The 25,905-nt window shown below is 72.7% G+C and carries 22 protein-coding genes; 5 read left to right on the plus strand and 17 right to left on the minus strand.

What is annotated here, in order from left to right; genetic code table 11:
* Window positions 1-4 precede the first annotated feature (4 nt).
* From WME75_RS30170 to WME75_RS30180, 3 genes are all read left to right on the plus strand, one after another.
* Entirely contained in the window at window positions 5-451 is a 447-nt protein-coding gene (locus WME75_RS30170; protein ID WP_437478301.1) for an Rrf2 family transcriptional regulator, read from the plus strand.
* A 153-nt stretch (window positions 452-604) separates the two neighbouring features.
* Window positions 605-928, plus strand: coding sequence for a thioredoxin (gene trxA, locus WME75_RS30175; protein WP_437478304.1), 324 nt, complete (start codon window positions 605-607; stop codon window positions 926-928).
* 406 nt (window positions 929-1,334) lie between these two features.
* Entirely contained in the window at window positions 1,335-3,308 is a 1,974-nt protein-coding gene (locus WME75_RS30180; RefSeq protein ID WP_437478307.1) for a serine/threonine protein kinase, read from the plus strand.
* A 7-nt stretch (window positions 3,309-3,315) separates the two neighbouring features.
* Here WME75_RS30180 and WME75_RS30185 read toward each other — a convergent pair whose 3' ends face one another.
* The 9 genes from WME75_RS30185 to WME75_RS30225 all read right to left on the minus strand — a co-directional run bounded on the left by WME75_RS30185 (window position 3,316) and on the right by WME75_RS30225 (window position 11,258).
* Window positions 3,316-4,707: a hypothetical protein gene (locus WME75_RS30185; RefSeq protein WP_437478309.1), complete on the minus strand. Its 1,392-nt coding sequence runs from the start codon at window positions 4,705-4,707 to the stop codon at window positions 3,316-3,318.
* 10 nt (window positions 4,708-4,717) lie between these two features.
* Entirely contained in the window at window positions 4,718-6,463 is a 1,746-nt protein-coding gene (sat, locus tag WME75_RS30190; RefSeq protein WP_437478312.1) for a sulfate adenylyltransferase, read from the minus strand.
* A 124-nt stretch (window positions 6,464-6,587) separates the two neighbouring features.
* Window positions 6,588-7,160, minus strand: a complete 573-nt coding sequence (locus WME75_RS30195; RefSeq protein WP_437478315.1) for a Mov34/MPN/PAD-1 family protein — start codon at window positions 7,158-7,160, stop codon at window positions 6,588-6,590.
* On the minus strand, window positions 7,154-8,104 hold the full coding sequence (locus WME75_RS30200; RefSeq protein WP_437478318.1) for a PLP-dependent cysteine synthase family protein: 951 nt from the start codon (window positions 8,102-8,104) through the stop codon (window positions 7,154-7,156). Before WME75_RS30200 ends, WME75_RS30195 begins: the two co-directional genes overlap by 7 nt.
* Window positions 8,101-8,460 carry a hypothetical protein gene (locus WME75_RS30205; RefSeq protein ID WP_437478320.1) on the minus strand — a complete coding sequence of 120 codons (360 nt, stop codon included), beginning with the start codon at window positions 8,458-8,460 and terminating at the stop codon, window positions 8,101-8,103. The genes WME75_RS30200 and WME75_RS30205 overlap by 4 nt, the downstream gene beginning before the upstream one ends.
* 1 nt (window position 8,461) lies before the next feature.
* The gene (locus WME75_RS30210; RefSeq protein ID WP_061612430.1) at window positions 8,462-8,740 is read right to left on the minus strand and encodes a MoaD/ThiS family protein; all 279 of its coding nucleotides are present in this window, start codon (window positions 8,738-8,740) and stop codon (window positions 8,462-8,464) included.
* Entirely contained in the window at window positions 8,733-9,713 is a 981-nt protein-coding gene (locus tag WME75_RS30215) for a HesA/MoeB/ThiF family protein (protein WP_437478323.1), read from the minus strand. The genes WME75_RS30210 and WME75_RS30215 overlap by 8 nt, the downstream gene beginning before the upstream one ends.
* Window positions 9,710-10,768 carry a cysteine synthase A gene (cysK, locus tag WME75_RS30220; protein WP_437478326.1) on the minus strand — a complete coding sequence of 353 codons (1,059 nt, stop codon included), beginning with the start codon at window positions 10,766-10,768 and terminating at the stop codon, window positions 9,710-9,712. Before cysK ends, WME75_RS30215 begins: the two co-directional genes overlap by 4 nt.
* Before the next feature lie 10 nt (window positions 10,769-10,778).
* Window positions 10,779-11,258 (minus strand): RrF2 family transcriptional regulator, encoded by a 480-nt coding sequence (locus tag WME75_RS30225; protein ID WP_437478328.1) that lies wholly within the window; start codon window positions 11,256-11,258, stop codon window positions 10,779-10,781.
* Between the two features lie 295 nt (window positions 11,259-11,553).
* Between WME75_RS30225 and WME75_RS30230 the strand changes: the two genes are divergently transcribed.
* Both WME75_RS30230 and WME75_RS30235 read left to right on the plus strand, forming a co-directional pair.
* Complete coding sequence (locus WME75_RS30230; protein ID WP_437478331.1) at window positions 11,554-13,242, plus strand: acyl-CoA dehydrogenase family protein; 1,689 nt, start codon at window positions 11,554-11,556, stop codon at window positions 13,240-13,242.
* A gap of 489 nt (window positions 13,243-13,731) precedes the next feature.
* Entirely contained in the window at window positions 13,732-14,538 is an 807-nt protein-coding gene (locus WME75_RS30235) for a helix-turn-helix domain-containing protein (RefSeq protein ID WP_437478334.1), read from the plus strand.
* 21 nt (window positions 14,539-14,559) lie between these two features.
* Here WME75_RS30235 and WME75_RS30240 read toward each other — a convergent pair whose 3' ends face one another.
* The 8 genes from WME75_RS30240 to WME75_RS30275 all read right to left on the minus strand — a co-directional run bounded on the left by WME75_RS30240 (window position 14,560) and on the right by WME75_RS30275 (window position 25,501).
* Window positions 14,560-16,479, minus strand: a complete 1,920-nt coding sequence (locus tag WME75_RS30240; RefSeq protein ID WP_437478337.1) for a hypothetical protein — start codon at window positions 16,477-16,479, stop codon at window positions 14,560-14,562.
* A 73-nt stretch (window positions 16,480-16,552) separates the two neighbouring features.
* Entirely contained in the window at window positions 16,553-17,998 is a 1,446-nt protein-coding gene (locus WME75_RS30245) for a hypothetical protein (RefSeq protein ID WP_437478339.1), read from the minus strand.
* Window positions 17,995-20,286, minus strand: a complete 2,292-nt coding sequence (locus WME75_RS30250; RefSeq protein ID WP_437478342.1) for a bifunctional metallophosphatase/5'-nucleotidase — start codon at window positions 20,284-20,286, stop codon at window positions 17,995-17,997. Before WME75_RS30250 ends, WME75_RS30245 begins: the two co-directional genes overlap by 4 nt.
* A gap of 86 nt (window positions 20,287-20,372) precedes the next feature.
* Window positions 20,373-22,394, minus strand: a complete 2,022-nt coding sequence (gene ptsP, locus WME75_RS30255) for a phosphoenolpyruvate--protein phosphotransferase (protein WP_437478345.1) — start codon at window positions 22,392-22,394, stop codon at window positions 20,373-20,375.
* Window positions 22,391-22,675 carry an HPr family phosphocarrier protein gene (locus WME75_RS30260; RefSeq protein ID WP_437478347.1) on the minus strand — a complete coding sequence of 95 codons (285 nt, stop codon included), beginning with the start codon at window positions 22,673-22,675 and terminating at the stop codon, window positions 22,391-22,393. The genes ptsP and WME75_RS30260 overlap by 4 nt, the downstream gene beginning before the upstream one ends.
* Window positions 22,672-23,733, minus strand: coding sequence for an RNase adapter RapZ (rapZ, locus tag WME75_RS30265; RefSeq protein WP_437478350.1), 1,062 nt, complete (start codon window positions 23,731-23,733; stop codon window positions 22,672-22,674). The genes WME75_RS30260 and rapZ overlap by 4 nt, the downstream gene beginning before the upstream one ends.
* Window positions 23,730-25,025 carry an HPr(Ser) kinase/phosphatase gene (hprK, locus tag WME75_RS30270; RefSeq protein ID WP_437478352.1) on the minus strand — a complete coding sequence of 432 codons (1,296 nt, stop codon included), beginning with the start codon at window positions 25,023-25,025 and terminating at the stop codon, window positions 23,730-23,732. Before hprK ends, rapZ begins: the two co-directional genes overlap by 4 nt.
* Window positions 25,022-25,501, minus strand: coding sequence for a PTS sugar transporter subunit IIA (locus WME75_RS30275; protein WP_437478355.1), 480 nt, complete (start codon window positions 25,499-25,501; stop codon window positions 25,022-25,024). Before WME75_RS30275 ends, hprK begins: the two co-directional genes overlap by 4 nt.
* Between the last annotated feature and the right edge of the window lie 404 nt (window positions 25,502-25,905).

The following is a 25,905-nucleotide window of genomic DNA, read 5'->3' on the forward strand; positions in this document are numbered from 1 at the left end:
TTTCATGTCGTCGGGTCGCTTCGCCATCGCCACGCACGCCCTGGCGCTGCTCGCGCAGACCGGTGAGAGCTGCGCGAGCGACGAGCTGTCGGCGAGCATCAACACGAACCCCGCGTTCCTGCGGCGCATCCTCGCGCGCCTGTCGCAGGCCGGGCTCATCGAGGCGCGGGAGGGCCGCGCGGGCGGCTATCGCCTGGCGAGGCCGGCGAAGCGGATCCGGCTGAGCGAGGTGTACGCCGCCGTGGAGCCGGAGGGCGCCATCGCGCCGAGCCCGTGCGAGCCGAACGCGAAGTGCCCGATCGGGGCGGGGATCCAGCGGGCGTTCGACGAGGTCGCGGACGCGGCCAACGAAGGGCTGCTGCGCGGCCTCTCGCAGAAGACCGTCGCGGACATCGCGCTCCGGGCGCAGCACCTCGGCCGCCCTGCGCCGGCGCCGGTCAAGGCCCGCTGATCGGCCCGCGCGGCGGTCTCCCCGCCCCTGGCAGAAACTGAAACCGTGCCTATAACAGTTCATGCGAGCGTCGCTGTCGCGACCAGGCCGGCGTCGAGCCGGCGCGCGCGGCCAGGGGCGCTCGCTTCCGAGAAGAACTGAAAGGACAGCGCCATGGGCAGCAGCAACGTCATTGAAGTCAACGACCTGAATTTCGCGCGAGAGGTCCTGGAGACGGACACACCGGTGCTCGTGGACTTCTCCGCGTCCTGGTGCGCCCCCTGCAAGCGGCTCGCGCCGATCGTCGATGAGATCGCGGCGGAGACAGCGGGCCAGGTCAAGGTGGTCAAGCTCGACGTCGACGCGTCGCCCGCGGCCGCGAAGCGCTTCGGGATCCGGGGTCTACCGACCGTGGTCGCCTTCCAGAACGGCGAGCCTCTGGGGCGGCACATCGGCCTCACGAACAAGAAGACGCTGCTCGCGCTCCTCGGCCGTTGAGCACGTTGAGCGCATCGAGCGCGCGTTGAGCGCATCGAGCGCGCCGGGCCTTCGCCGGCGCCTCACCGCCGATCGCCGGCGTCGTGATGCTCCCCACACATGACGCGGATGCCGCCGCGGCGCCGTGCGCGGGTTTCCGACATCGACCTTCATTTACGCGAGTCACGCGCCTTCACCGCAGCGGCGCGCGTGGTGTGCGACGCTGCATCGCTCGTCCGCTGTCTTCGACGGACGCAGCATCCCGTTGACATCACCCCCCGATACGAGATCCTCTCGGCAAGGAAGCCCAGCATTCCGCAGCGCTGCTCGCGGCCGTCCGTCAAGGAGGTCCGGGGTCGCCACGCGGAGCCCTGCCGGTGTGGGGTTTTGCTGGCATGGCGCGACTCAGCCTGGCTTCCCGAAGGCCATGGCTCTGTTCGACGACGACTTCGAGACGCTCGAGCAGCTCCCCGAGATGCGAAAATCTCGCGGAAAGGGCGGGGATTCGCACGGCCAGAGCCCCACGCCGGTGAACCCCGGCCGCGCCCGGGCGGAGCTCTCGGATCTCACGAGCGACGGTCCCCGCTACGAGGTGCGCTCGCTCCTCGGCGTCGGGGGGATGGGGGAGGTCCACTTCTGCAGGGACCGCCGCATCGGCCGCGACGTGGCCATGAAGGTCATCCGCGCGGAGCACCAGGGCGACACGACGCTCCGCCACCGGTTCCTCCGCGAGGCCCGGGTCCAGGGCCAGCTCGAGCACCCCTCGATCGTGCCCGTCTACGACCTCGGCCTGGACGCCAAGGGCTCGGCGTACTTCACGATGAAACGCCTCCGGGGCCTCACGCTGGCGAGGATCCTGAACGAGCTCCGCGAGGGCGACGCGACGGCGCTGCAGAGCTTCTCGCGCCGCAAGCTGCTCACCGCGTTCTCGTCCATCTGCATCGCCGTGGACTTCGCCCACTCGCGCGGCGTGCTCCACCGCGACCTCAAGCCCGCCAACATCATGCTCGGCGACTTCGGCGAGGTGTACCTGCTCGACTGGGGCGTCGCGAAGCTCATCGATTCGCCGCACCAGACGATCGACATGGGGGAAGATCCCATGAGCACGAGGACCATCCCCGGCGACGTGCTCGGGACCCTCGGGTACATGTCGCCGGAGCAAGCGCAGGGGTGCGTCGACACGCTCGACGTGCGCAGCGACGTGTACTCGCTCGGGGCCATCCTCTTCGAGCTGCTCACGCTGAAGCCGCTCCACCCGAAGAAGGATCGCGGCGAGATGCTCGACTCGCTCATCCACGGGGCCGACGCGCGGGCGTCGGTGCGCGCGCCCGAGCGCGAGGTGCCCCCGGAGCTCGACGCCATCTGCGTGCGGGCGACGCGGCGCGAGCCGTCCGAGCGGTACCCGACCGCGCGCTCGCTCTACGAGGCGGTCGAGCGGTTCCTCGACGGCGACAAGGACGTGGAGCTCCGCCGCGGCCTCGCGGCGCGGCACGCGGGCCTGGCCGAGGAGAAGGTGGCGATGGCGCTCGCCGGCGGGAGGGAGGCCGAGAGCGCCCGCAAGGCGCTGCTCAGCGAGGTCGGCCAGGCCCTCGCCCTCGATCCGGAGAACGAGCGCGCCCTGGAGACGCTCCGGCGCATCCTGACCGAGCCGCCGCGCGAGATGCCGCAGGAGGTGCTCGCCGAGCTGGACGCGACCGCGGCGACGCGGCACCGGCTGCAGCTGCACGCGGGCATCCGCGCCGAGCTGCTCGCGACGGCGATCGCGACGCTCGTGGCCGCGGTGTGGCTGGGCATCCGCGAGTGGCAGGTCTTCGGCTTCATCCTGGGCTTCACGGCCCTGGCGGCGCTGATGAAGTTCATCGCGGCGCGCCTCGTCCACCGCCGGTCCGCCGAGTGGTACGCCTACGCCGGGTTCGTCTTCAACGTGCTCAGCTTCCTGTTCATCGCGCGCGGCTTCGGCCCGCTGCTCTTCATGCCGATGCTCCTCGTGATCTTCACGTACGGCAACTCGTTCACGTACCGGACGGCCTACCGCGTCGCCGTCGTCGTCACCGGCTGCGTCGCGGTGCTGGCCGCCGCGTGGATCGAGTACTCGGGCATCCTGCCCCGCTCCTACGAGTTCACGGGCGGCGCGATGGTCATCCTGCCCCAGGCCGTCGAGCACTCGATGGTCCCGACGATCACGGCGCTGACGCTGACCACCCTGTTCATGCTTGTCGTGCCGGCGTTCATGATGGGCCAGCACCAGCACGCGCTCCGCGACGCGGAGCGACGCGCGTTCCTGCAGGCGTGGCAGCTCCGCCAGCTCCTGCCGGAGCGGGCCCAGTCGGGCGCCGTGACAAGGCCCACGCCGGAGCCGATCACCTCGCGCCGCCCGAGGCGCCCCCGCACGGAGGGGTGAGCCGGCGTCAGTCCATGGGCCAGACCGAGAGGACCCAGACCGGCGAGCCGCCGCGCGCGGACACGCGGACGGCGGCGCTCTCCTCGATCTCGGAGCAGAAGGCCACGCCGGCGCCCTCGCCGTGCTCGCCCGCGTCGTCGCGCGCGGCGCGATCGCCCAGCTCGACCGAGATCCGGAGCGCGCGCATCTCGCCCCGGACCAGCGCCGCCGCCGCGAAATAGCAGCGGCCCGGCTCGACCTGGACGGGGACGAGCGTGTCGCCCTGCGCGCCGACGGCCTCGACGATCGCCTGCGCGCGCGGCGCTGGCGCGCGGCGGCGCTGCAGCGCGAAGGCCAGGTTGCCCCGGGCGCGCGCGCCGAAATGCCCCGGCACGTGCGGGGGCATCGGCCACTGCGCGTCGGACAGCACGACCTTCACCGGGCCCGCCGCCCCGAGGAACGGCACCTCGACGACCCCGGGCTCCCCGAGACAGAAGTCGAGCCGCGTGTCGGGCGCGTCGGACCGGTCGCGACCGAGCAGCCTCCCCGTGCCCGCCTCGCGCGCCTCGGCGTCCAGGTCGGTCGCGCGGCGCACCGCGACGCCCGGGACCTCGGCCATCAGATCGAGCCGGTGACAGCCCTCGCTGAGCTTGACCGAGAACTGTCCGGTCCCGACCGATGAGGCGCGCATGTCGATCGGCGCGACGCGCGGCGCGCCCTCCGCGCGCGCGCGGCGCGCGGCGCGCGCGACCCGGGCGTCGAGCGGCCCCGGCTCGGCCGGCCGCCCCGGGTCGCCGCGCGGCGCGATGGGCCCGGAGACCCGCTCGGGCAGGATGGACTCGAGGCGCTCCGGCGGCCCGCTCGACGCCGCGACCACGACATCGAAGGCGCCTCGCGTCGAGAGCACCTCGACCGCCACGCGGCGCAGCCCCTCGCGCGCGGCCCCGCACCGGAGGATCGCCGCGGCCCCGGCGACGCTGTGGATGCGGCGCTCGTCCTCGGGATCCGGGCCCCGCAGCCGGTGCACGAGGCCCTCCAGGGCGGAGGGCTCGCCCGCGAAAGAGTCCGGCTCCAGCGTGAACTCGACGGTGCGCGGCGCGAGGAACACGACGGTGAGGCACTCCTCGGCCTTCGGTCCAGCCGCGCCGGCCGCGCCGGACACGCCCGCCGGCGGCGGATCCACCGCCACTACCCTGACGCGGCCATGCTCGATGAAGAAGGGGGGGAGGCGCGCGACGCGCGCGCCCGAGAGCGACCACATCCGCGCGACGCGCGCGGCATCGTCGCTGAGGTCCGCGCGCGCCGGCGCCCCCGCGGAGAGGCCGGCGAGCGCGGTCAGGAGCGCGAGGGCCGCGCCGCGCGCGGCGCCGGCGGCCGCGCGGCGGCCCCGCTCGACGAGGCCGCGCGCCGCCGCCATCACGGCGCCAGGGCTACGACGAGCTGCGCATCGCCTCGATGAGGATGCGCGCGACCTCCGGACGGGAGAACTCGGGCGGCGGCAGCTCGCCGCGCTGGAGCAGCTCGCGCACCTTCGTCCCGGACAGATTGACCTGCGTCGACGCGTCGCCCGGCGCCGTCTTCGCGGTGGCCATCGCTCCGACCACCGTCGAGTAGAACGCGTTCTCGAAGTTGAGCGTGGCGATGCCGAGCTCGCCGGGGCTGAAGACATTGAAGATCTCCTGCGCGTCGTACGTGCCGTAGTAGCTGCCGACGCCGGCGTGATCGCGCCCCACGATGAAGTGGGAGCAGCCGTAGTTCTTGCGCGCGAGCGCGTGGAAGATCGCCTCGCGCGGGCCCGCGTAGCGCATCGCCGCCGGGTAGATCGAGAGGAGCACGCGGTCCTTCACATAGTACTTCGCGATGAGCTCCTCGTAGCAGCGCATCCGGACGTCCGCCGGGATGTCGTCCGACTTTGTCGCGCCGACAAGCGGGTGGATCATCAGCGCGTCGCAGCTCTCCAGCGCCGTCTTGGTGATGAACTCGTGCGCCCGGTGGATCGGGTTCCGCGTCTGGAACCCGACGATGCGGCGCCACCCCTTCTCGGCGAAGTACGCCCGCGTCACCGCCGGGCCCCGGTCGTACGACGGGAACGGCGACTCGACCGGCCGCTCCAGCACGCGGATCTCGCCGCCGACGTACACGGCGCCCGTGCTCATCAGGTAGGCGACGCCCGGGTGCTTCGTCTCGGTCGTCCGGAACACCTCCTGCGCCTCGATCTCCTTGTTGGGCCGCCACTTGTCGCTCAGCTCGATGACCGCCACGATGCGGCCGTCGCGCGCGCGGAGCGCGGCCTCGGAGCCCACGCGGAGCCCCTCCGCCGCCTGCTCCGAGACGGCGAGCGTGATCGGCATCGACCACGGCAGGCCGCTCTCGAGCCGCATCTCGCGCACCACGCGCAGGTAGTCCTTCGAGTTCATGAAGCCGCGCAGCGGCGAGAACGCGCCGACCGCGATCATCTCGACGTCGCTCTCGGTCCGCTCGTCGAGCTCGATGACCGGCAGGCCCTTCGCCCGCTCGGCGAGCGACGCCTTCTCCGCGCCCTCGACCCACCGGTTCACGAGCTCGCCGCCGTGCGGCGCGATGAGCCCGCGGCCGCCGCCCGCCGCCGCCCCCGCGGCAGCAGCGCCGGACACCGCGACCGCGGCGCCGCGGCGCGGGACGTACCCGACCTCCTCGAGCTTGGCGAGGATCTTGGCGAGGCTCTCCTCCTTGGTCTCCTTGTCGGTGTAGACGACCACCTCGGGGCTCTCGGGCGCCTCGTACGGGTCGTCGATCCCCGTGAAGTTCTTGATCTCGCCCGCGAGCGCCTTCTTGTAGAGCCCCTTCGCGTCGCGCTCGGCGAGCACGGGGATCGCACAGGAGCAGTACACCTCGACGAACTGCGGGATCTGGGCCCGCTGCTCGTCACGGATCGCCTTGTACGGGCTGATGGCGGCCGTCATCGCGCACGCGCCCGACCGGGCGATGAGCTTCGCCACGTATCCGATCCGCCGGATGTTCGTATCGCGGTCCTCCTTCGAGAACCCGAGGCCCTTCGAGAGGTTCGTGCGCACCTCGTCGCCGTCGAGCACCTCCACGTGGACGGAGCGGGCGCGGAGCTCGGCCGAGAGCATCGCCGCGAGCGTGCTCTTGCCTGCGCCGCTCAAACCGGTGAACCAGACAACAAAACCTGACATTTAGGCAACTCCTTCGATGATCAAGTGACAACTACAGAATCAGCCTCGCTGGGCCTCGGGAGTCGATCCCTGCAAGCGGGTGCGGGCAGCGCGAGGACGGCGGACGCGCCCCGGCGCGATGAGCTCAATCGACGACGGTGAACGTCGACGCGACGAACGCGGCGCCGTCCCAGACGAAGAGGCGGTGCTCGGCGATCCGGGGCTTCCCTTCCGGGCCCCCGTCGCCGGAGCCGCCGCGCACGCTTGTGACGAGGAACGCGAGCGGGAACGCCGGCCCGGGCCCCATCACGATCTGGGCCCCCTCCTCGGCCGGCGGCTCACCGCCGCTCATCATGGCGGCGTCCGTCGGGCTGAAGTAGGCGCCGGCATCGAGGTGCGAGTGGTACAGCACCTTCACCGGGCGCCCCTCCGCGGCCCCCTTCTCGACGGCATCGGAGAAGCGCTTCCCGTTGAAGTCGAAGAACGTCCGCGCCGTCCGGAAGTACCGCTCCGGATCGACGGCGTGGAGCTTGTTCGCGATGTTGTCCATCCGGACGTGCTCGTCGCAGAGCAACGACTCGCCCGCGGGCCCCTTCAGGTACCCGCAGGCCTCCTCGTCGCGCGCGTAGCCGGCGAGCGCCTCGTCCTCGACCGCCTTCAGGACGCCCGCCTTCAGGACGACCCCGCCGGCGGTCCACGGGTGAGGTGACATCACCATAGGTAACGCTTCTCCCATTTCATGGGCGCAAAATAGCGGTCGCCCCGGTCCGGGACAATCGCCACAACGCACCCTCCCTTCTGTTCGAGGTGCAGGCGCTTCGCCACCTCGAAGGCCGCGAAGATGGCCGCGCCGCCCGAGTGCCCCACGTGCAGCGCCTCCTCGCGGGCGAGGCGGTCGGACATGTCCCAGCCGTCCTCCGTCATGATGCGCATCGTCTCGTGGTACGCGCCCGCGTCGTGGATGGCGGGCACCAGCGAGCTCGGCAGGTGCTTGAGCCCCTCCAGCCCGTGGAGCGCGTCCGCGGGCTCGACCGCGATGCAGCGGATCGGCCGGTGGTGCTCCCGGAGCCGGCGGCTCGTCCCGACGATGGTGCCGCTCGTGCCGACCCCGGCCACGAAGTGCGTGATCCGGTCGCCGACCGCCTCGAGGATCTCCCGCGCGGTGCCGTGGTAGTGGGCGAGCGGGTTGTCCTCGTTCGAGTACTGGTCCGGGTAGAAGTACTTCTCGGGGTCCTTCTCGACAAGCGCGCGCACGTGGCGGATCGCGCCGTCGGAGCCCTCCATCGGGTCGCTGAAGATGAGCTCCGTGCCGAACGCGCGCGCGATGTCCTTGCGCGCCTTGGACACGTTCGACGGCATGACGAGCGCCACCTTGAAGCCCATCGCCGCGCCGAAGATGGAGTAGGCGACGCCGGTGTTGCCGCTCGTCGAGTCGATGAGCGTCTTCTGGCTGGTCAGGCGACCATCGGCTGCCGCGCGGCTCATCATCCGCAGCGCGGCGCGGTCCTTCACCGAGCCGCCGGGGTTCGTGAACTCGAGCTTGGCGTACACCTCGACCGACGGCGTCTCGCGGCCGATGCGCGAGAGGCGCACGAGCGGCGTGTCGCCCACGGCGTCGACGACCGACCCGAGCCGGATCGAGCGGGCGAGGGAGCGCCTCATGACGGCCCGCCCTCCGGCAGCCCGCCCTCCGGCGCGCTCCCCTGCCCCGCCCCGGCGCCGCCCCGGCCGAGCGCGGCCCGCATCTCGGCGAGGGCCGCCCGCGCCCCGGCGAGCACCGCCCGCGCGGCGGGCGACGCGACGAGCTCCGCGGGCGCGAGCGCGGCGACGTCGATCGCGCCCTCCGCGAGCGCGCCGAAGCCGGCGCCGCGCGCGTAGCGCTCCGCCACCTCGTGCGCGAGCGGAGGCGCGCCGCCGCTGCCGCCGAGCACGCGCGCCGTCGCCGCCCCGAGCCTCGCCTGTCCCTCTGGACCGATCTCCGCGAGCAGCACCTGGCGGAGATAGCGCGGGTCGTCCACCTCAGCCCCCGGCGATCGCGGGCACGATCGCGATCTGATCGCCGCCCTTCACGGGCGTCTTCAGCCCGTCGAGGAAGCGGATGTCCTCGTCGCCCACGAAGATGTTCACGAAGCGCCGCACCCCCTTCTCGTCGAGGAGGCGGTCGCGGATGCCCGGGTAGCTCTTCTCGAGGTTCTCGATCAGCTCGCCGACGGTGCCGCCGGCGGCTTTGACCTCGTCCTGCCCGCCGGTGAGGGTGCGGAGCGGGGTCGGGATGCGGACGGTCGCGGTGTCAGCCATGGTCTTGGTCTCCAGTGTTGAGGTGGGTCGGGGAGCCGCTCTCGCGGTCCGTTTCAGCGTGGGTCGGGGAGCCGCTCTCGCGTCCCGTTTCTACGTGGGTCGGGGATCCGCTCTCGCGGTCCTGTTCAACGTGGGTCGGGGATCCGCTCTCGCGGTCCTGTTCAACGTGGGTCGGGGATCCGCTCTCGCGGTCCTGTTCAACGTGGGTCGGGGATCCGCTCTCGCGGTCCCCTCGTTCTGCACCACACGAGATCACGTAGCGGGACGCGTCGATGGTCGCGATGTCGGCGCGCTCGCCGCACAGGGCGCAGCTGGGGCGCGCAGCGACAGGGACGCTCCGCAGGGTGTCCGAGAGGCCGTCGTAGGTCGCGATCCGGCCGTAAACCGACGTGTCGCCCGCGAGGATCGCGAGCGCCCGGTCCGCCGCGAGCGCGCCGGCCACGCCGCACACAGGGCCCGCCACACCGGCCGTGGCGCAGTCCGGCGCGTCCCCGGTCGGCAGGTCCTCGAACAGACAGCGGTAGCAAGGCCCCCCCTCCGCCGCGACCGCCATCACCGTCGTGCACCAGCGGATCGCCGCCGCGTGCACAACCGGCGTCCTGGTGAGGCGACACACGTCGGCGATCAGGAACCGCGACGCGAAGTTGTCGGTCGCGTCGACCACGACCGAGACGCCCGGCAGCAGGCCCGCCGCCGCGCTCGGCGCGAAGCGGCCGTGCCGGCGATCGACCCGGAGCCCCGGGAAGCGGCGGCGCAGCGCCTCGGCAAAGGCGTCGAGCTTCGGGCGGCCGACGTCGTCGGCGTCGAACAGGATCTGCCGGTGCAGGTTGGTGAGATCGACCTCGTCGTCGTCGACCACCCGGAGCTCCCGCACGCCCCCCGCCGCGAGCGCGAGCGCGGCGGGCGCGGCGATGCCCCCCGCCCCGACGAGGAGCACGCACCCGCGGATCGCCTCGCCGTCGCCGCCGCTCATCGGAAATACTCGTCCAGGCTGAAGTACCGCTCGCCTGTGTCGCAGAGGACCGTCACGACGTTGGCGTCGGGGCCGAGCTCGCGGGCGACGTCGAGCGCCACCCGCACCGCGGCGCCGGCGCTGATGCCGACGAGCAGCCCCTCCTGCCGGGCGAGCGCCGTCTTCGTCTCGTACGCGGCGCGATCGCTGACCGTGCGCACCTCGTCGACCACGCCCGCATCGTAGTTCGCCGGGACGAACCCGGCGGCGAGCCCCTGGATCTTCGTGGGCCCGCGCTCGCCGCGCGAGATCGTCGCGCACGACTCGGGCTCGACCGCGATGACGCGCGTCGCGGGGCGCAGCCGCTTGAGCACGCGCCCGACGCCGCTCACCGAGCCGCCCGTCCCCACGCCGGCCACGAACGCGTCGATCGCCAGCGACTGCCGCGGGCCGGATCGCCCGGGCCCGTCGAGGCCGGCCATCGCGTGCAGGATCTCCCGCGCGGTCGTCTCCGCGTGGACGCGCGGGTTGTCGGGGTTGTCGAACTGGCTGAGGATGACCGCCCCCGGGATCTCGGCCGCGAGCGCGCGCGCCCGCTCGATGGCGCCCTCCATCTGCAGCTCGGGCTCCGTCAGCACGACCTCCGCGCCGTAGGCCTCGAGCAGCTGGCGCCGCTCCAGGCTCATGCTCGCCGGCATCGTCAGGATGCACCGGTACCCCTTGGCCGCGCACACGATCGCGAGCCCGATCCCGGTGTTCCCCGACGTCGGCTCGATGACCACGCCGCCCGCGCCCGCGCCGAGCCGCCCGCGCGCCTCGGCGCCCTCGACCATCGCGAGGCAGATCCGGTCCTTCAGCGAGCCGCCCGGGTTGTACTGCTCGGCCTTCCCGAAGACGCGCCCCCGGGGCGTCGCCGCGTCGACGCGGCAGATCTCGAAGAGCGGCGTGTCGCCCACGAGGTCGAGCACGCTGTCGACGACGCGCGGGTGCGAGGGCAGCGGGGGCAGCTCGGCCGCGCCCGCCGCGGGTGCGCGGGGGACGCCGGGGGACAGGTCGGCTCGGTCGGGGCTTCTCATGGCTGTCAGCTCAGATCACGTAGGTCGATCGCTCCGGCCGCCCCTTGCGGCGCACGCCGAGCTCGACCCCGCGCTCACAGACGTCGGCGATCGACACCGAGTCGAAGCAGCGCTCGATCGCGAGCGCCAGATCGAGGAACACCGCCGTGGGCGGATCGAGCGGCGAGCTCTCCGGGCTGCCGTCGTCGTCCGGCACGAGCACCGCGACCGGCCCCTCCAGGGCGCGGACGACGTCGCCCAGGCTGATCTCGCTCGCCGGCCGCGCCAGGTGGTAGCCCCCGCGCGGGCCCCGCTTCGAGCTGATGAGCCCGGCCCTCTTCAGATCCTGGAAGATCTGCTCCAGGAACCGGGCCGGGATGAGCTCCCGCTCCGAGATCTCGCGGATCTGCGTCGGCCGCCCGTCGTTGTGGAACGCGATATCGAACAATGCGCGCACACCGTAGCGACCCTTGTTCGACAGCTTCACCGGCAGCCATATGCATTGGTGCATCGGAGAAGTCAAGAACCCCACAAAGAGCGACTTGCGCTTCTTTCCGTGCGACACGGCACCCGAACAGCGCACAGAAACCGGCCGGCGCGCCGAAATTGACAGCCGGGGTTCACCGTCCGCTGCGTCACCGCGACGCGTCGCTCGGCTTCCTGTTGAATCGGATGGGACGTGTTCAGTAGCTTCGAGTCGATGAGGCTGCGAGTCGCCGCGCCTGCCCGCATGGGCGCGCGGAACCGGATCGACGCGTCCGCGTCGGACGGTTCGGGCTGCGGCGCACCAACCCAGGAGTCGGCCGGTGGCTTTCTATCAAGACCCCCCATCACTCGGGAACCAGTACGACGATGACCGCGTGCTGCGGTCCTACCTCGCGCGGGTGCTGCCGCGCGAGGTGGCCGCGTCGATCACGCCCTCGCTGCGGGAGATGGGCGAGCTCGCGGGCGGCCGCCTCTACCGCCTGCAGCTCGCCGATCGCCCGAACGAGCCGAAGCTCACGTCGTGGGACGCCTGGGGCAAGCGCGTCGACCAGATCGAGGTGACGCAGCTCTGGAAGGAGGCGGCGCGGATCGCGTGCGAGCACGGGGTCGTCGCGACGGCGTACGAGCGGGCGCACGGCGCGTTCTCCCGTGTCCATCAGTTCGCGCTCGCGTACCTCTTCGACGCGTCGAGCGACGTGTACACGTGCCCGCTCGCGATGACCGACGGCGCCGCGCGGGCGCTCCTCGCGAGCGAGAACCGCGCGCTCATCGACCGCGCGGTGCCCCGCCTGACGAGCCGCGACCCGGCGCTCGCCTGGACGTCGGGGCAGTGGATGACCGAGCGCACCGGCGGCTCGGACGTGGGGCGGAGCGAGACCGTGGCGCGGCCCGGGCCGGACGGGGCCTACCGGCTCCACGGGACGAAGTGGTTCGCCTCGGCCGCCACGTCCGAGATGGCGCTCGCGCTCGCGCGCCCCGAGGGCAACCCGGAGGGCAGCCGCGGGCTCGCGCTGTTCTACGTCGAGCTCGCGGGCGAGGCGGGGCGCCGCGAGGGCGTGCTGCTCAACCGGCTGAAGGACAAGCTCGGCACCCGCAAGGTCCCGACCGCCGAGCTCACGCTCGACGGCGTCCTCGCGACGCCGGTCGCGGGCCTCACGAACGGCGTCCGGGCGATCGCGCCCATGCTCAACGTCACGCGCACCTGGAACGCGGTCGGCGCCATCGCGGGGATGCGGCGGGGGCTCTCGCTGGCGCGCTCCTACGCCCAGAGCCGCGTCCAGTTCGGCACGACGCTGGCGGAGAAGCCGCTGCACATGGACACCCTCGCCGAGCTCCAGGCCGAGTTCGAGGGCGCCTTCCACATCACCTTCCGCGCGATCGAGCTGCTCGGGCGCGAGGAGACGGGCTCGCTCACCGACTCGGAGGCGAAGCTCCTGCGGCTGATGATCCCGCTCGCGAAGCTCACGACCGCGAAGCAGGCGGTGTCGGTGCTGAGCGAGGTGCTCGAGGCGTTCGGCGGGGCCGGCTACGTCGAGGACACGGGGCTGCCGCGCCTGCTGCGGGACGCGCAGGTCCTCACGATCTGGGAGGGCACGACGAACGTGCTCGCCCTCGACGCGCTGCGGGTGATCCAGAAGGACGGCTCGCTCGACGTCCTCGCGGCCGAGGTGGCGCGCCTCCTGACCGGCGTTGTCGAGCCGAAGCTCGCCGAGGCCGAGACGGCCGCGTCGCGCGCGGTGTCCCACGCCCGCGCGTGGATCAAGGAGATGGCCGCCAAGGACCGCCCCGGCCTCGAGGCGGGCGCGCGCCGGGTCGCGATCACCCTGGGCCGGGCGCTGCAGCTCGCCCTGCTCGTGCGCCACGCGGCGTGGGCCATGGACCGCGAGCGCAGCCGGACCGCGCTGGCCGCGGCGGTCCAGTTCGAGCGCAACGGGGTCGACTGCATCCGCGACCACGACCCCGACACCATCGAGGCCCTCGCCGAGACGCGGCAGAAGCCCGCCACCTGACCCGACGACGCCGCACACGGCACTGAACAGCGCCCCGCCCAACCCGGGTGCTGCGCCGGCTTCAGCGGCCCGATCCGTCCTGCCTCGCGAGCCTACGACGATTTTTCCTCGGGTTACATGCGTTCTAAGATCACAGAATAAATGATTGGTTTCAGATAGTTGCGGACGCGGCGGCGGCCCGGAGGCGGACGACCTTTGTCCTACCGGCGCGCGAAGGCACTAGACGGAACTAACTGAACGGGCATACAGTAATCCGTAGCTGCGGCGCTGAACACGTGCCCGACGGGGGTGGCGTGCGGGTGGTCCTGTCCCTTGGGGCGGGCGCCGCCGGCGCGGCGTCCCCGGAGGGGTGAGATCCGCCTGCGCGCGCCCGCTCCGGCGCGCGAGGGACTTCGTCCGCCTCGTGGACGGATCGGGCACGCGTGGCCCCGGGCACGCGTGCGGCGCGCGGTGCTGGCGAGCGCACACGACGAGCTGCGAAGAGGCGAGATGAAGACGCAATACACGCTGCTGTCCGGCGAGACGGTCGAGTTCGCGACGCCGACCGGCGAGCTCGGCACCTTCCTGTGCCGGGTGCTGGCGGCGGCCCGGGATCCGTCGGTGTCCGAGGCCGAGCTGGCCGATCTCGTCCTCGGTCCGGAGAACCCGCTGCTGGACAGGACCGCCGTGGCGGGGCGGAGCGTCGCGACGGCGGAGGTGTACCGCGATCCGGCGTTCCACGTGATGCTCGACTGCCTGGCGCGCAAGCGGCTGCCGCCCGAGTCGGCGGTGGCCACGCCGCGGACGCGTTACACGATGACGGTGCCGGAGGCCGCGCAGCAGCTCGGCATCTCGGAGAGCGCGGTGCGCCAGGCGATCTACGCGGGGCGGCTGGGCGCGAGCAAGGAGGGCGGCACCTACTACCTCGATCCGCACGCGGTGGCGGGCTACCGGGTGAGCAAGCGCGGGCCGCGGCGGCAGGACCAGGACGCGAAGGGGCCGCCCGGCGGGACGCTCGACGCGCGCATCGGATCAGGCCCGGACGCGAGCTTCCGGGTGAAGCACAGCCGCGACGACTTCGAGCTGACGGAGAAGCGCGGACCGGAATGGACGGGCAGGATCCCGGCGGGGTGGCGGCGCATCGCCGTCCTCGGCACGTCGAAGGATCGCTCGCGTTACTGGGAGATCGAGCCGGCCGAGGGGGAGAGCGTGCTGCACTTCGAGGGATTCTACGTCCGCGGAGGCTTCCGCATCGTCGAGACCGTGAGCAGCACGCAGCGGGCCGTGGCGGCGTTCAAGGGCTTCCAGCCGCGGTGAGCGCGGGCGGCGCCCGCCGGATCAGAAGCGGGCCTGGACGCTCGTGCCGATGCCGAAGAAGTCGGGGTTCACGAAGGTGCGCAGCGCCAGGGTGCCCTCGGAGGGATCGCGCTCCATGAAGGTGCCGTTGTTGTCGCGCACGTACTGGACCCACGCGACCGCCGAGAGGATCCGGCTGATATCCCACTTGAGGCTCGCGCGGGCCTGGAAGATGGGCACGGCGGACCGGTTGTAAGGGAGGATGGACAGGTTGCCCTGCTCGCGCACGACCACGGTGCGGGCGATCGGCGCGCTCATGATGTCGAAGGAGGTGGTCTTGAACGTGGCGGGGAGCTGGAGCCCCGCGCCGATGCCGGGGGTGAGCCGCGCGGACGCGATGTAGTAGTCGGCCGCCAGGGCGAAGAAGAGCTCGTCCGCCGTCGAGGCGCCGCCGGTCTCCGGGATGGTCTGGAACGGGATGAAGCTCGGCTGGTTGCGCAGCACGAACGGCAGATCCCGGTAGATGCCGGTGACGCTCGCGCGCGCGTACCCCGACTTGAGGACCGCCTGGAGGGCGGCGGCGCGGGCCGACTGGAGGGTGGTCACGCCTGCGGACTCGAAGTCCTTGAGGTTCTGGTAGAGGTTCGACGCCTCGAGGCTCACCGCCCAGGTGGTCTTGCCCGGCGTGTAGGTCTCGGGCTTGAAGAGGATCTGCGGCCGGTCCGGGTCGTTGCGGTAGAGGAGGAAGTCCACCGACTGCGGGATCGGCTCGCCCTTCGTGTGCGCGACGACGCGGGCCGAGGCGCCGAGCGTGTAGACCGGATCGCCCGCGACGTCGGGCCAGTCGAACCTGCCCTGCTGGAAGTAACCGGCGCCGAGGTCGGCGTGCACGTAGGGGTGGAGATCGGCGCCGCCGCCGATCAGAAAGCCGTAGTTCGTCTGCGCGACGCGGATCTCCTCGACCTCGCTCGTCCCGGGGGTCAGCACCCGCTGGAGCTGGGTGAGGCTCGCGACCTTGAACCCGGCGAAGACGCTGAACCGCTCGGCGTCGTACTGGACCTTCGCGCCGGGCGCGGCGCCGATGATGCGCGGGAAGATCGACTGGTTGATCGAGGCGTTCGTGCCGCCCCACGAGATGTCGTAGAGGTAGCCGAGGCGAAACCGGTCCGTGTCGAGCGGCCAGAGCGTGATGCCGAGTCCGGTCTTGCCGTCGGCCCTGCCGTCCGTGTGATAGAAGGCGCGAACGAACGTTCCGGAGTCGTAGAACGCCTGATTGACGTTGTTGTTGTTCCTGGACAGCGCGGCGAGATCGACGCGGAGGACGAGCGAGGCCTCGGTGTCCAGCCCCTCGATGAACCCCGGCATCTTCTTGTAGAGCGCGAGGTGCGTGAGGTTCTCGCGCCCGCTGAAGCGGGAGTTGAGGTTGTCGAAGAAGAGCCGGTACTGCTTGCGATCGCCGATGCTCAGGTTCGGCGAGAGCGGCTGCGCCTGGCCGGTGTCGTGGAGCAGGTCGTCGTCGCCGAGCGTCCAGGTGAGGCGCGTGTCCATCGCGTCCCCCACCCGGACGGGCAGCTCCTCGGCCGCGACGCGGCGCTCGAACCGCGGCAGCGCGGTCGGGGCGGGGGCCTGCGCCGGCGCGGGCAACGCGGTCGGGGCCAGCGCGGCGGGGGCCAGGGCCGCCGCAGCAGGGGCCGGGGCCACCGCGGCGGGGGCCGGGGCCGCTGCCGCGGGCTCCGGGGCCAGCGCGGCGGGGGGCTGGACCGGCGCGGCGGGCTCCGGGGTCGGCGCGGCGGGAGCCTGAGCCGGCGGCGCAGGCGCCGGCGCGACGGGGGTCTGGACGGGCGCAGCGGGCGCCGGCGCGGCCTGGCCAGGGGCCGGCTGGGGCTGGCCCAGCGCCGGCCGCACGAGGGTGACGAGCAGGGCCGCGGAGACAGCAGGGGCGAGGAGCGCGCTTCGGTGCATGGCGGGCGGTGGGCTTCCTTGGGCCAGGGGGATCCGGCGGGCGCGGCGCGGCCGCGGCGAAGGGAGGTGGCGGCTAGTTGGTCTCCGCGTCGTTGTCGTTGAGGCTGCGCCGCCGCACGCAGGCCTCGTTCGAGGGCTTCGCGGCGGGCGCGCAGCCCGGCGCCTCGCAGACGAGATCGTCCGGACAGCGGGCCTCGATCGTCCAGTTCAGCGAGCCGCCCGAGAAGTTCCGGAGCGTGCCCGTCGCGGCGCCGAGCACCTCACCCCGGTGAGACGTCGGATCGAAGGCGCTCACCGTGCCCGTCTGGATCTGGATCATGCTCGACCCGTCCGTGACCTTGTAGTTCCCGCGCGCGGAATAACCCGTCCACTCGCTGCACTCGGGGTCGCGCGAGCACGCGTTCCCGCAGCTCCCCTCGGCCGGGCTCTCGAAATCGACCTGGCCGTCGCCGTTGAGATCGCAGCTCGACTGCTCCGGGCCGAAGACGTTGTTCCTCGCGGGCTTCGGGCCGAAGTTCTCGCTGATGTGGAACCCCTCGACGCGCACGAGCCCGCTCTCGAGGCGCTCCATGGCCGAGGCGTCGGCGATCGTCCGCGCGTCGAGCGCCCTCGGCTCCGGGACCTGGCACTCCGCCCCTTCCTCGAAGGGCGCGATCTCGTAGGAAGGGAACGAGAGCTCGGTGAAGCCGAAGAACTCGTTCACGGTGCCCGCGAGGTACTCGAGCCGATCGCAGACACGCATGTTGGCGGGGGTGTTGAAGTTGTACGCGAAGAGGTGGTTGTACCCGCCGTCCTGGCCCCCGAGGTCGGTGACGTAGAAGCCATCGCTCGCGACGCGCGTGACGACGACCCGCTGGGGAGCGGCGGTGTTGACCTCGATCCCCTCGAACGCGTAGGGCGTCGCCGAGCCGCCCCCCTGGATATCGGCGACGCGCGGCAGGGCGTAGGCGACGGGCTTCGAGGCGCCCGCGCTGAAGGTGCCGCCCTCCTCGGTGTCGTCGTCGGCGAACGCGCACCCGGGGTCGGCGGGGAAGTCGATGAGCACGTCGCCCGGCGCGTCGTCGTTGGCGCCGTTCGCGCACGCGGGCTGGCCGTCCCGGGGCGCGGGCAGGTAGCCGACGTCCTCGACCCAGAGCCGGGTGGGCCCGTAGACGGCCGTCACGTGGACGACGCCCTCCGCCACCCCGCCGCGCAGGCGGAGGTTGCGGCCGACCGCGAGCCCCTCGTCGTCGGCCTCGACGTCGACCACGGCCCCGGGCTCGACGCTGAGCCGGACCATGCCGTCGAAGGGCGCCCGGCGACCGGCGGGATCGCGCGCCTCGACCCGGAACGCCCAGGAATCCACCGCGTCGCCGCGGTTGGCCGGCAAGGGCGCGTCGGCGGGAGGCGGCGCCTCGCCGTTCACTTGAACGACCTGGACCCAGAAGCTCGAGACGCCCCGGGGCGGTCCGGCGTCGCTGCCGCACCCGGCGAGCGCCGCGGCGAGGAGGGCCGCCCGGAGCCGCGCCCGCGGCGTCACTGGCCCACCATCCGCAGGCGGCCGTCGGAGAAGTTGCCGAGCCGCCGGTCGACGCACGGCAGGTACTTGCACTGCTCGCCGGCGGCGCTGCACGGGGCGAGCGCGCTCTCGCACTGCCGCCGCACCTCGGCGGTCGGCGCCGCGGCGCAGACGTCGCGCTGGTAGGCGGCGACGTCGTCGCGGCAGCGCGCGAGCACGCACGCGCCCCGGGCGCACGGCGCGTCGCCGGTCGTGCACACCGCCCCCTCGACGACCGACTCGGGGCACGCGCAGATGTAGCCCTCGCCCACGCCCGCGCAGTCGGCGTCCCGCTGGCACGACGCGAGCTCGCCGCGGTCGTCCGCGCCGCACGGGCGGCCGGCGCGGATGTAGTCGATCAGCGCGTCGCGCTGCTGCACCTGGGTGTCGAACTGGGTGGTGTTGCGCTGGAGCACGCGGAACCCGCTGCCGCCCTGGGCGAGGTAGTTCGACGTCGCGAGCTCGTAGGTGGAGATCGGATCGATCGGCTGCCAGCACCGGCCGGCCTCGACGTCGCAGCTGCCCGAGAGGCCCCCCGGGCAGTCGGCGTCGCCGTCCGGGCACGCGATCGGCGGGTCGTGGGCGCCGATGTAGACGTGGGTCGCGACGCCGGGCGCGGCGCCCTCGGAGGCGCGCCCGGCGCAGTCGATGACGACCCGCGCGCCCGCGATCTGCGCCTGCGACACGCACCCGCGGCCGCTCGATCGGCGCGCCACGAAGTCGAAGAGGTCCTGCACCTCGAGCCCGGAGAGCTGCATCTTCGAGATCGAGTTGTCGAAGGGGAAGATGTTGAACATCTGCTCGACCGTCACGGGGCCGGGCACGAGGTCGGCGCGGATGCCCGTCGTGTTGGTGAGCGAGAAGTCGGTCTGGATGCCGAGGCGCAGCCACATCGCCGCGGCGATCATGTTGCCGAGCGGCGAGTCGCCGCCGCTCGTCGAGAAGCGGCGCGAGCCGTCGAGCGCGTAGCCGACCAGGAGATCGAGGTTGGCGAGCGCGTCGAGCCCCTGCGCGTACGGCTCGAGCACCGAGGCGACGATCGGATCCGCGGGCACGCTCTCGGTCACCGGGAAGAGCTCGTAGCGGTTCGAGATCACCTCGAAGCCGTTCAGCGGGTCGTGGTCTTTGCCGAGCTCCGAGGCGTCCTTGGACAGCACGAGGTCGAGGCGGCCGACGAACTTCGCGAAGGCGCCGGAGTGCGCGAGGACCACGTCGCGCGGCGCGCAGTAGCGCCGGCGCTTCTCGCCCTCCTCCGGGGAGCGCTCGTCGTTCAGGAGGATGTAATGGCTCTGCTTGTCCTCGTCGTAGTACCGCGAGCAGTCGCGGACGCGCTTCGGCGGCTGGAGCACGATGTGGTTGTGCCCGCCGAGCACGACGTCGATGCCCGTCGTCGTCTCGATCATCCGCTCGTCGACGTCGAGCCCGAGGTGGGTGACGAAGACGATGACGTCCACCGTGGGGCGGAGCAGATCGACGTAGAACTGCGCGACCTCGGTGGTGTTCAGCGGGGTGACGCCGAGCCGGTTCGGCGCCTCGAAGATCGACGTCAGGCTGGAGAGGTTGCCCATCCCGATGACGCCCACCCGGAGGCCCTCCAGATCGAAGACCGTGAACGGCTGCAGGATCGCGCCGAGCGGCGAGGCGCCGGGCTGCGCGGGGTCCTCGAGGAGGTAGTTCGCCGCGAGGATGGGGAAGCCGGCGTTCTGCTGGAGCTGGATGCCGAGGTTCAGCGCGCCGCGGTCGAACTCGTGGTTGGCGACGATCATGGCGTCGACGCCCATCGCGCCGAGGGTGCGGATCTCCGCCTCGCCCGAGTAGAAGTTGAAGATCGGCGCCCCCTGGAAGCAGTCGCCGCCGTCGAGGTGCAGCGCGCGCGACGACCGCGCGCGCTCGCGGCCGATGATATGGGACATGCGCGCGGCGCCGCCGACGTTGGCGATGGAGGTCGCCTCGCCGAGGCCGAGCCCCGCGTCCACCTGGCCGAGCTGCAGGTTGTACGGGAAGAGCCGCGAGTGGATGTCCGACGTGTGGAGCAGCGTCAGGTGCACCTGCCCCACGAGCCGCGTGGGCGGATTCTCCTGCTCGCAGCCCGCCGCGCACAGGCCGAGCGTCACCGCGCCGGCGGCCAGCGCGCGCGACACGCGCGACGCGGCCGGCGCCGCGGGCGAACGCCCCGCCGCGCCCGTCACGCCGCGCGCCGGAGAGAGGAGAGCCTCGGAGGGCCGTGTCGTTGCCCCCGGCGCCGCGCCCATGGCTTTACGGGACTTCATGGAGCGGCATCACGCTAGGAAGCCCTCCACGCGAGCTCAAGCGAAAAGGAGGTGAAGGCGGCGAGGCGGTCGACCCGCGGCGCACGTCACCGCGCGTCGCGCTCTCCGGTGAGCAGATCGTAGAGATCCGGCGCGAACGCCGCGGCGACGCAGCACTCGACCTCCTCCGCCGTGGCGTAGGCGAGCGCCTCCGCCGCGACCGACTCGGCCTCGGCGACCGTCACGCGCCGGAGCGTCTCCTTGATTTCAGGGATCGCCGCCGCCTCCATCGAGAAATCGCGGAGCCCGAGGCCGAGCAGGAGCAGGGCGGCGAGCGGGTCGCTCGCCATGGCGCCGCAGAGCGAGACCGGGCGACCGAACTCCTGCCCCGCCCGGATCACCTTCGTGATCAGCCGGAGGATCGACGGATCGAAGGGCGAGGCCAGGTAGGCGAGCGAGCGGCTGGTCCGGTCGACCGCGAGCGCGTACTGGATGAGATCGTTCGTCCCGAGGCTCATGAACGCGGCCTCGCGCGCGAAATGGTCGACCATGATCGCCGCCGCGGGCACCTCGATCATCACGCCGAGCGGGATCTCGTCGGCGCACGGCTGGCCGCGGGCGCGCACCTGCTCCTGCGCGCGGTGGAGCAGCGCGCGCACCTGACGGAGCTCGCCGAGGCCCGCGACCATGGGGATCATGATCCGCACGTCGCCGTAGGCGGAGGCGCGCACCATGGCGCGGAGGTGCTCGAGGAAGACGTCGGGGCGCGAGAGCGCGAGCCGGACCGCGCGGAGGCCGAGCATCGGGTTCATCTCCGGCGGCACCTGGAAGGTGGAGACGAACTTGTCGCCGCCGATGTCGAACGTGCGCAGCGTGACCGGCTTCGGGCGGAGCGCCTCGACGACGGCGCGGAAGATCTCGAACTGCTGGTCCTCCGACGGGGGGGACGTGCGATCGATGTAGAGGAACTCGGTCCGGTAGAGGCCGATGCCGTCGGCGCCCTGGTCGCGCGCGAGGATCGCCTCGGCCGGGAGCTCGACGTTGGCCCGGAGCGACACCTTGACCCCATCCTTCGACTGGGCCGCGCGGTGCCGGGACTCCGAGAGCGCCTTGGCGAGCGCGCCGAGGCGCTCGGCGCGGGCGCGCGCCTCGGCGAGCTCGGCGGGCCCGGGGCGGACGATGACCGAGCCGCGCAGGCCGTCGATCACGACGAGGTCGCCCGTGATCACGCGCTGCCGCACGTCGCTGACGCCGACCACGGCCGGGATCTCCAGCGCGCGGGCCATGATGGAGGTGTGGCTCGTGCGGGTGCCGACCTCGGTGACGAAGCCGACGACCGGTTCGTCGACCATGGCCGCGGTGTCCGCCGGCGACAGATCGTGCGCGATGAGGATGGTCGGCCCGGAGAAGCGCGGCAGCGCTGCGCCGAGCGTCGCGGGCATGGCGATCGAGTTCTGCAGCTCGATCAGGCTGCGGGTGGAGAGCGGCGAGGTGTCCCGCGAGGACGGCGGCTCCTGGGGCGGGAGGCTGAAGGCGCGCAGCAGGCGCTCGCCGATGAACATGACGTCATGGCTGCGCTCGCGCAGGTACGGGTCGTCGAGGGCGGCGAAGCGGCCGGCGATCGCCTCGCACGCGGTCGCGACCGCCCACTCGGCGCATTGCCGCTCCTCGGTGACCTGGCGCTTCACGGCGTCGGCGAGCACCTCGTCGCCGAGCATCAAGAGGTACGCTTCGAGGATCGACGCCTCGGCGCGGTGATCGCCGACGCGCTTCGCCATGTCGCGGAGCTCGTCCTGCGCGCGCTCGACCGCGGCCTCGAAGCGCTCGATCTCTGCCTTGATCTCGCCGGAGCTGACGCGGCGGCGCGGGTGATCCGTCCTGTGCCCGCCGATCACGACGGCGGCGCCGATGGCGACTCCGGGCGACCCGGAGATGCCCCGCAGCGTCTCGGTCCGGGCGCCGGGCGGCAGCGAGCTCCCGCGGGCGCCGGGCGCCGCCGGGTCCTGGGCCCCGGGCGGCTCCGGGTCGCTCCGGACGCCGGACACCGTCGCGTCGCCGCGGACGGCGTCCGCCGGGGCGGTAGGAGAGCCCGGGGCCCCCGCGGAGAACGCGCTCCGGCCGCGCGTCACTCGGGCTCTCCGAAGCGCGAGGCGATCAGCGCGCCGATGGCGGAGACCGCCTCAGCGGCCTGATCGCCGGTCGCGCGGACCTCGATCACGGTGCCCATCGAGCCGCAGAGCAGGAGCACGCCCATCACGCTCTTCGCGTTGGCCGACTGCCCGTCAGGCCCCATCAGCGAGATCTCGCAGTCGTAACGGCCGGCGAGCTGCACCAGCTTCGTCGCGGCGCGCGCGTGCAGCCCGCGCACATTGATGATGGTGAACCGCATCGTCACCGGCTCGGTCGTCACCGCTCGCCCCCCGTCACGCTCTTGTCCGACGCCGGGCGAGACTCCGGCGCGGCCGCTCCCGGCTGAACCCGCCGGAAATCCACGCTGGGCGTCCCGGCCATGCCCTCACCCGCCCCCGAGGGTACTACACTACTGCTCACCCGGGCGACGTCCCGGTGCACGACCGTGATCGGGAGCCCCGTCTTCCGCCGCAGGCTGTCGCTGAGCACGTTGGTGAGCACGACGGAGCGGTGCCGGCCCCCGGTGCACCCGATGCCGATCGTGAGATAGCTCTTTCCCTCGCTGGCGTAGCGCGGCATGCAGAACGAGAGCAGCCCCTCCGTTCTGCTGATGAACTCGAGGGCATCGGCGTTCTTCAGGATGTACTCCCGCACCGGCTCGTCGTTGCCCGTCAGCTCGCGGAGGCCGTGGACGAAATACGGGTTGTCGAGGAAGCGGACGTCGAAGAGCAGGTCGGCGTCGAGCGGGATGCCGTACTTGTAGCCGAACGAGATGAACCGGGTGGACATCCGGGGCACATCGACCTTCGTCGGGCGCAGCCGCTCGATGACGACGCGGCGCAGGTCGTGCGTCGACAGCCGCGTCGTGTCGAGCTCGATGGTCGCCCTCGCCCGCAGCGACGCGAGCCGCTCGCGCTCGAGGAGGACGCCGTCGAGCATCGCGATGGCGCCGCTGCCGCCGGTCGTCAGCGGGTGCGGGCGCCGGGTCTCGCTGAAGCGCCGGAGCAGCGTCTCGTCCGAGGCGTCGAGGAAGAGGATCACCACGTCGCGGCCGACCCGGATCGAGTCGAGCGCCGCCGTGGCGCCCGCGAGGAACGAGCCCACCCGGACGTCGATGCCGAGGCCGATCCGGGTGATCCCGCCCGCCTCGCACGCCTCGACCGCCGGCCGGACGAGCGACGTGGGCAGGTTGTCGACGCAGAAGAAGCCGAGATCCTCGAGGGCGTGGAGCGCCGTCGACTTGCCCGCGCCCGAGAGGCCCGTGACGACGACGACGCGCGACGTCGCGCCGTCGGACGGCGGCTGCGCGGGCGGCTGCGGATCGCCTCCGCCGCTCACCCTCGCCTCCTCGGCCGCGGCAGGCTCACGGACGACTCCGTGGCGTCGAACCCGGGGCTCGGCCGCTCCGGGAGCGGGGGCGGCCTCCCCCGCTCCACGGGCTGCCGGAAGGCGCTGCTCGGCGGGCTCTGCAGGTCCCCGTGGCCCGGCCGCGGCGGCCGGGGCGGGCCGTGCGGCGCCGCGTGGCGCGGGGCCCCCTCCTCCGCGAGCCGCACCGGCGGCGGGACCGACGACTCCTCGGCCGAGCGCTCGCGGAGCAGCTCGCCCTCGACGGCGCCGAAGAACTCGCGCGCCGCGTGGAACCCGGCGTTCTTCAGGAGCTCGTTGCGGGCGGCGACCTCGAGGATCGACGCCATGTCGCGGCCCGGGCGCACCGGGATGACGAGCTCGCGGATCTTCACGCCGAGGATGGTGTGGTACCGCTCGTCGAGCCCGAGCCGGTCGTACTCGGTGTCCTTCGACCACTCGACAAGCTTCACCACGACGTCGATCCGCTTGCGCTCGCGGATCGAGGTGACGCCGAAGAGGTCCTTCACGTTGAGGATGCCGAGGCCGCGCACCTCGAGGTGGTACCGGAGGAGCTCCGCCGGGGCGCCGAATACCATGCCGGGCGGGCGGTAGTCGCACTCCACGGCGTCGTCGGCCACGAGCCGGTGGCCGCGCATCACGAGGTCGAGCGCGCACTCGCTCTTGCCGATCGCGCTCGATCCCACGAGCATGAGGCCCACGCCGAAGACGTCGACGAGCACGCCGTGCAGGCGGATGCGCGGCGCCAGGCGATCGTCGAGCAGCGCGTGCAGGGCGGTGATCGTGACGCTCGACCGCACCGCCGAGACGAGGAGCGGCGTCCCGCTCTCCTCGGCGCACTGCGCGAGCTCCGGCACGGGGACGAAGCCGATGCCGGAGCCGTTGGTCTCGAACGGCTGGTCGCCCTGCGTGATGATGACGCAGCAGAGGCCGAGCTCGAAGAAGCCGCGCAGCGACAGGAGCCGGTCCTCGCGGGTGAGCTTGTGGAGGAACGAGAGCTCGGTCTGTCCGAGGATCTGCACCCGCGTCGGGACGATGCCGTGGAAGTGGCCGACGAGCGCGAGCCCCGACTTCTGGATGCGGGTGTTCATGATGGGCCGGTCGAGGCCCGCCGCCCCGGCGATCAGCGTGAGCTCGATGCCGAGCCCTTCATCGGCCGTCAGGCTCCGCACCGTGAGGGCGGGGCGGTCGGGCCGCCCTGCGCCGGTGGGGGGCACCCGGCCGCCTCCGTCCCCTTCCTGTGTGCTGCCGCGCGAGCTGCTCATGATACCGACCTCCCTTCCTCGGCGGCGATGAGCTCGAACGCCGCCCGCCCGGTCGAGGCGCCGAGCAGCCGCCTCCTGAACGCCTCGTCCCGCAGGAGGCGGGAGATGCGCGCCAGCGTCTTCAGGTGCTCCCCGGTGGCTCGCTTCGGCCCGATCACGGCGACGAGGATGGACACCGGCGCCCCGTCGATCGCGTCGAAGTCGATCGGCTTCGGGCAGAGCAGCACGGCGCCGATCAGCCGCTCGATGCCCTCCATGGCGCCGTGGGGGATGGCCACGCCGCTGCCGACGCCGGTGGACTGCAGGCGCTCGCGCTCGGCGAGGACGCGCTCGATGTCCTCGGTCTTGACCCCCTGCTGCGCTGCCGCGAGCAGGGCGGCGAGCCGGTGGAGCGCGTCCCCCTTGGAGCGGACGACCCCCTCCTGCTCACTGGCGACGGATACCTGGTGCGCGGTCAAGATGTCGCAGACTTGCATGCTGATTTCGGCGCTCGGGAGAGGTGAGAGGGCTCTGGAGTGGCGCCCGTGGCACGGACGGCGCGGCGCTCGGCCAGGGCCAGGCGCGCCGACGGTGGCCATCGTACCCTGGGGACCTCGGGTACGCGACTCAAGGACGCTATCGCGGCCAGCGGCCCCGGAGGGACCGTCCTTCGCCTCGTGATCGCAGGCGACCGCCGCAGCGCGGGCGGCGGGATCCTCGGGCGCGTTGCGCGCACGCGTGCGGGATCAGGCCCGCGGCGACGGTCGCCGTTCGACGCCGCGGCGGCTCGCCTGCGGGAGACCGCCGCCGCCGCGACCGCGAGCGCTGCGGCTCACCTGCGGGGAGCCGCAGCCACCGCGGCAGCGAGCGCGGCGGCTCGGATGGGGTGCGCCCCGCCGAC

It is taken from the genome of Sorangium sp. So ce1014, assembly GCF_051521505.1.
GTDB lineage: Bacteria > Myxococcota_A > Polyangia > Polyangiales > Polyangiaceae > Sorangium.

Bases quoted from the DNA above. Each gene is read 5' to 3' on its own strand.
- WME75_RS30180 (WP_437478307.1), top strand. From the start codon at position 1,335: ATGGCTCTGTTCGACGACGACTTCGAGACGCTCGAGCAGCTCCCCGAG.
- WME75_RS30200 (WP_437478318.1), bottom strand. From the start codon at position 8,104: ATGAGGCGCTCCCTCGCCCGCTCGATCCGGCTCGGGTCGGTCGTCGAC.
- cysK (WP_437478326.1), bottom strand. From the start codon at position 10,768: ATGAGAAGCCCCGACCGAGCCGACCTGTCCCCCGGCGTCCCCCGCGCA.
- WME75_RS30240 (WP_437478337.1), bottom strand. From the start codon at position 16,479: ATGCACCGAAGCGCGCTCCTCGCCCCTGCTGTCTCCGCGGCCCTGCTC.
- WME75_RS30250 (WP_437478342.1), bottom strand. From the start codon at position 20,286: ATGAAGTCCCGTAAAGCCATGGGCGCGGCGCCGGGGGCAACGACACGG.
- WME75_RS30235 (WP_437478334.1), top strand. From the start codon at position 13,732: ATGAAGACGCAATACACGCTGCTGTCCGGCGAGACGGTCGAGTTCGCG.
- WME75_RS30275 (WP_437478355.1), bottom strand. From the start codon at position 25,501: ATGCAAGTCTGCGACATCTTGACCGCGCACCAGGTATCCGTCGCCAGT.
- WME75_RS30215 (WP_437478323.1), bottom strand. From the start codon at position 9,713: ATGAGCGGCGGCGACGGCGAGGCGATCCGCGGGTGCGTGCTCCTCGTC.
- hprK (WP_437478352.1), bottom strand. From the start codon at position 25,025: ATGAGCAGCTCGCGCGGCAGCACACAGGAAGGGGACGGAGGCGGCCGG.
- WME75_RS30170 (WP_437478301.1), top strand. From the start codon at position 5: ATGTCGTCGGGTCGCTTCGCCATCGCCACGCACGCCCTGGCGCTGCTC.
- WME75_RS30225 (WP_437478328.1), bottom strand. From the start codon at position 11,258: ATGCACCAATGCATATGGCTGCCGGTGAAGCTGTCGAACAAGGGTCGC.
- WME75_RS30210 (WP_061612430.1), bottom strand. From the start codon at position 8,740: ATGGCTGACACCGCGACCGTCCGCATCCCGACCCCGCTCCGCACCCTC.
- sat (WP_437478312.1), bottom strand. From the start codon at position 6,463: ATGTCAGGTTTTGTTGTCTGGTTCACCGGTTTGAGCGGCGCAGGCAAG.
- WME75_RS30195 (WP_437478315.1), bottom strand. From the start codon at position 7,160: ATGGTGATGTCACCTCACCCGTGGACCGCCGGCGGGGTCGTCCTGAAG.
- trxA (WP_437478304.1), top strand. From the start codon at position 605: ATGGGCAGCAGCAACGTCATTGAAGTCAACGACCTGAATTTCGCGCGA.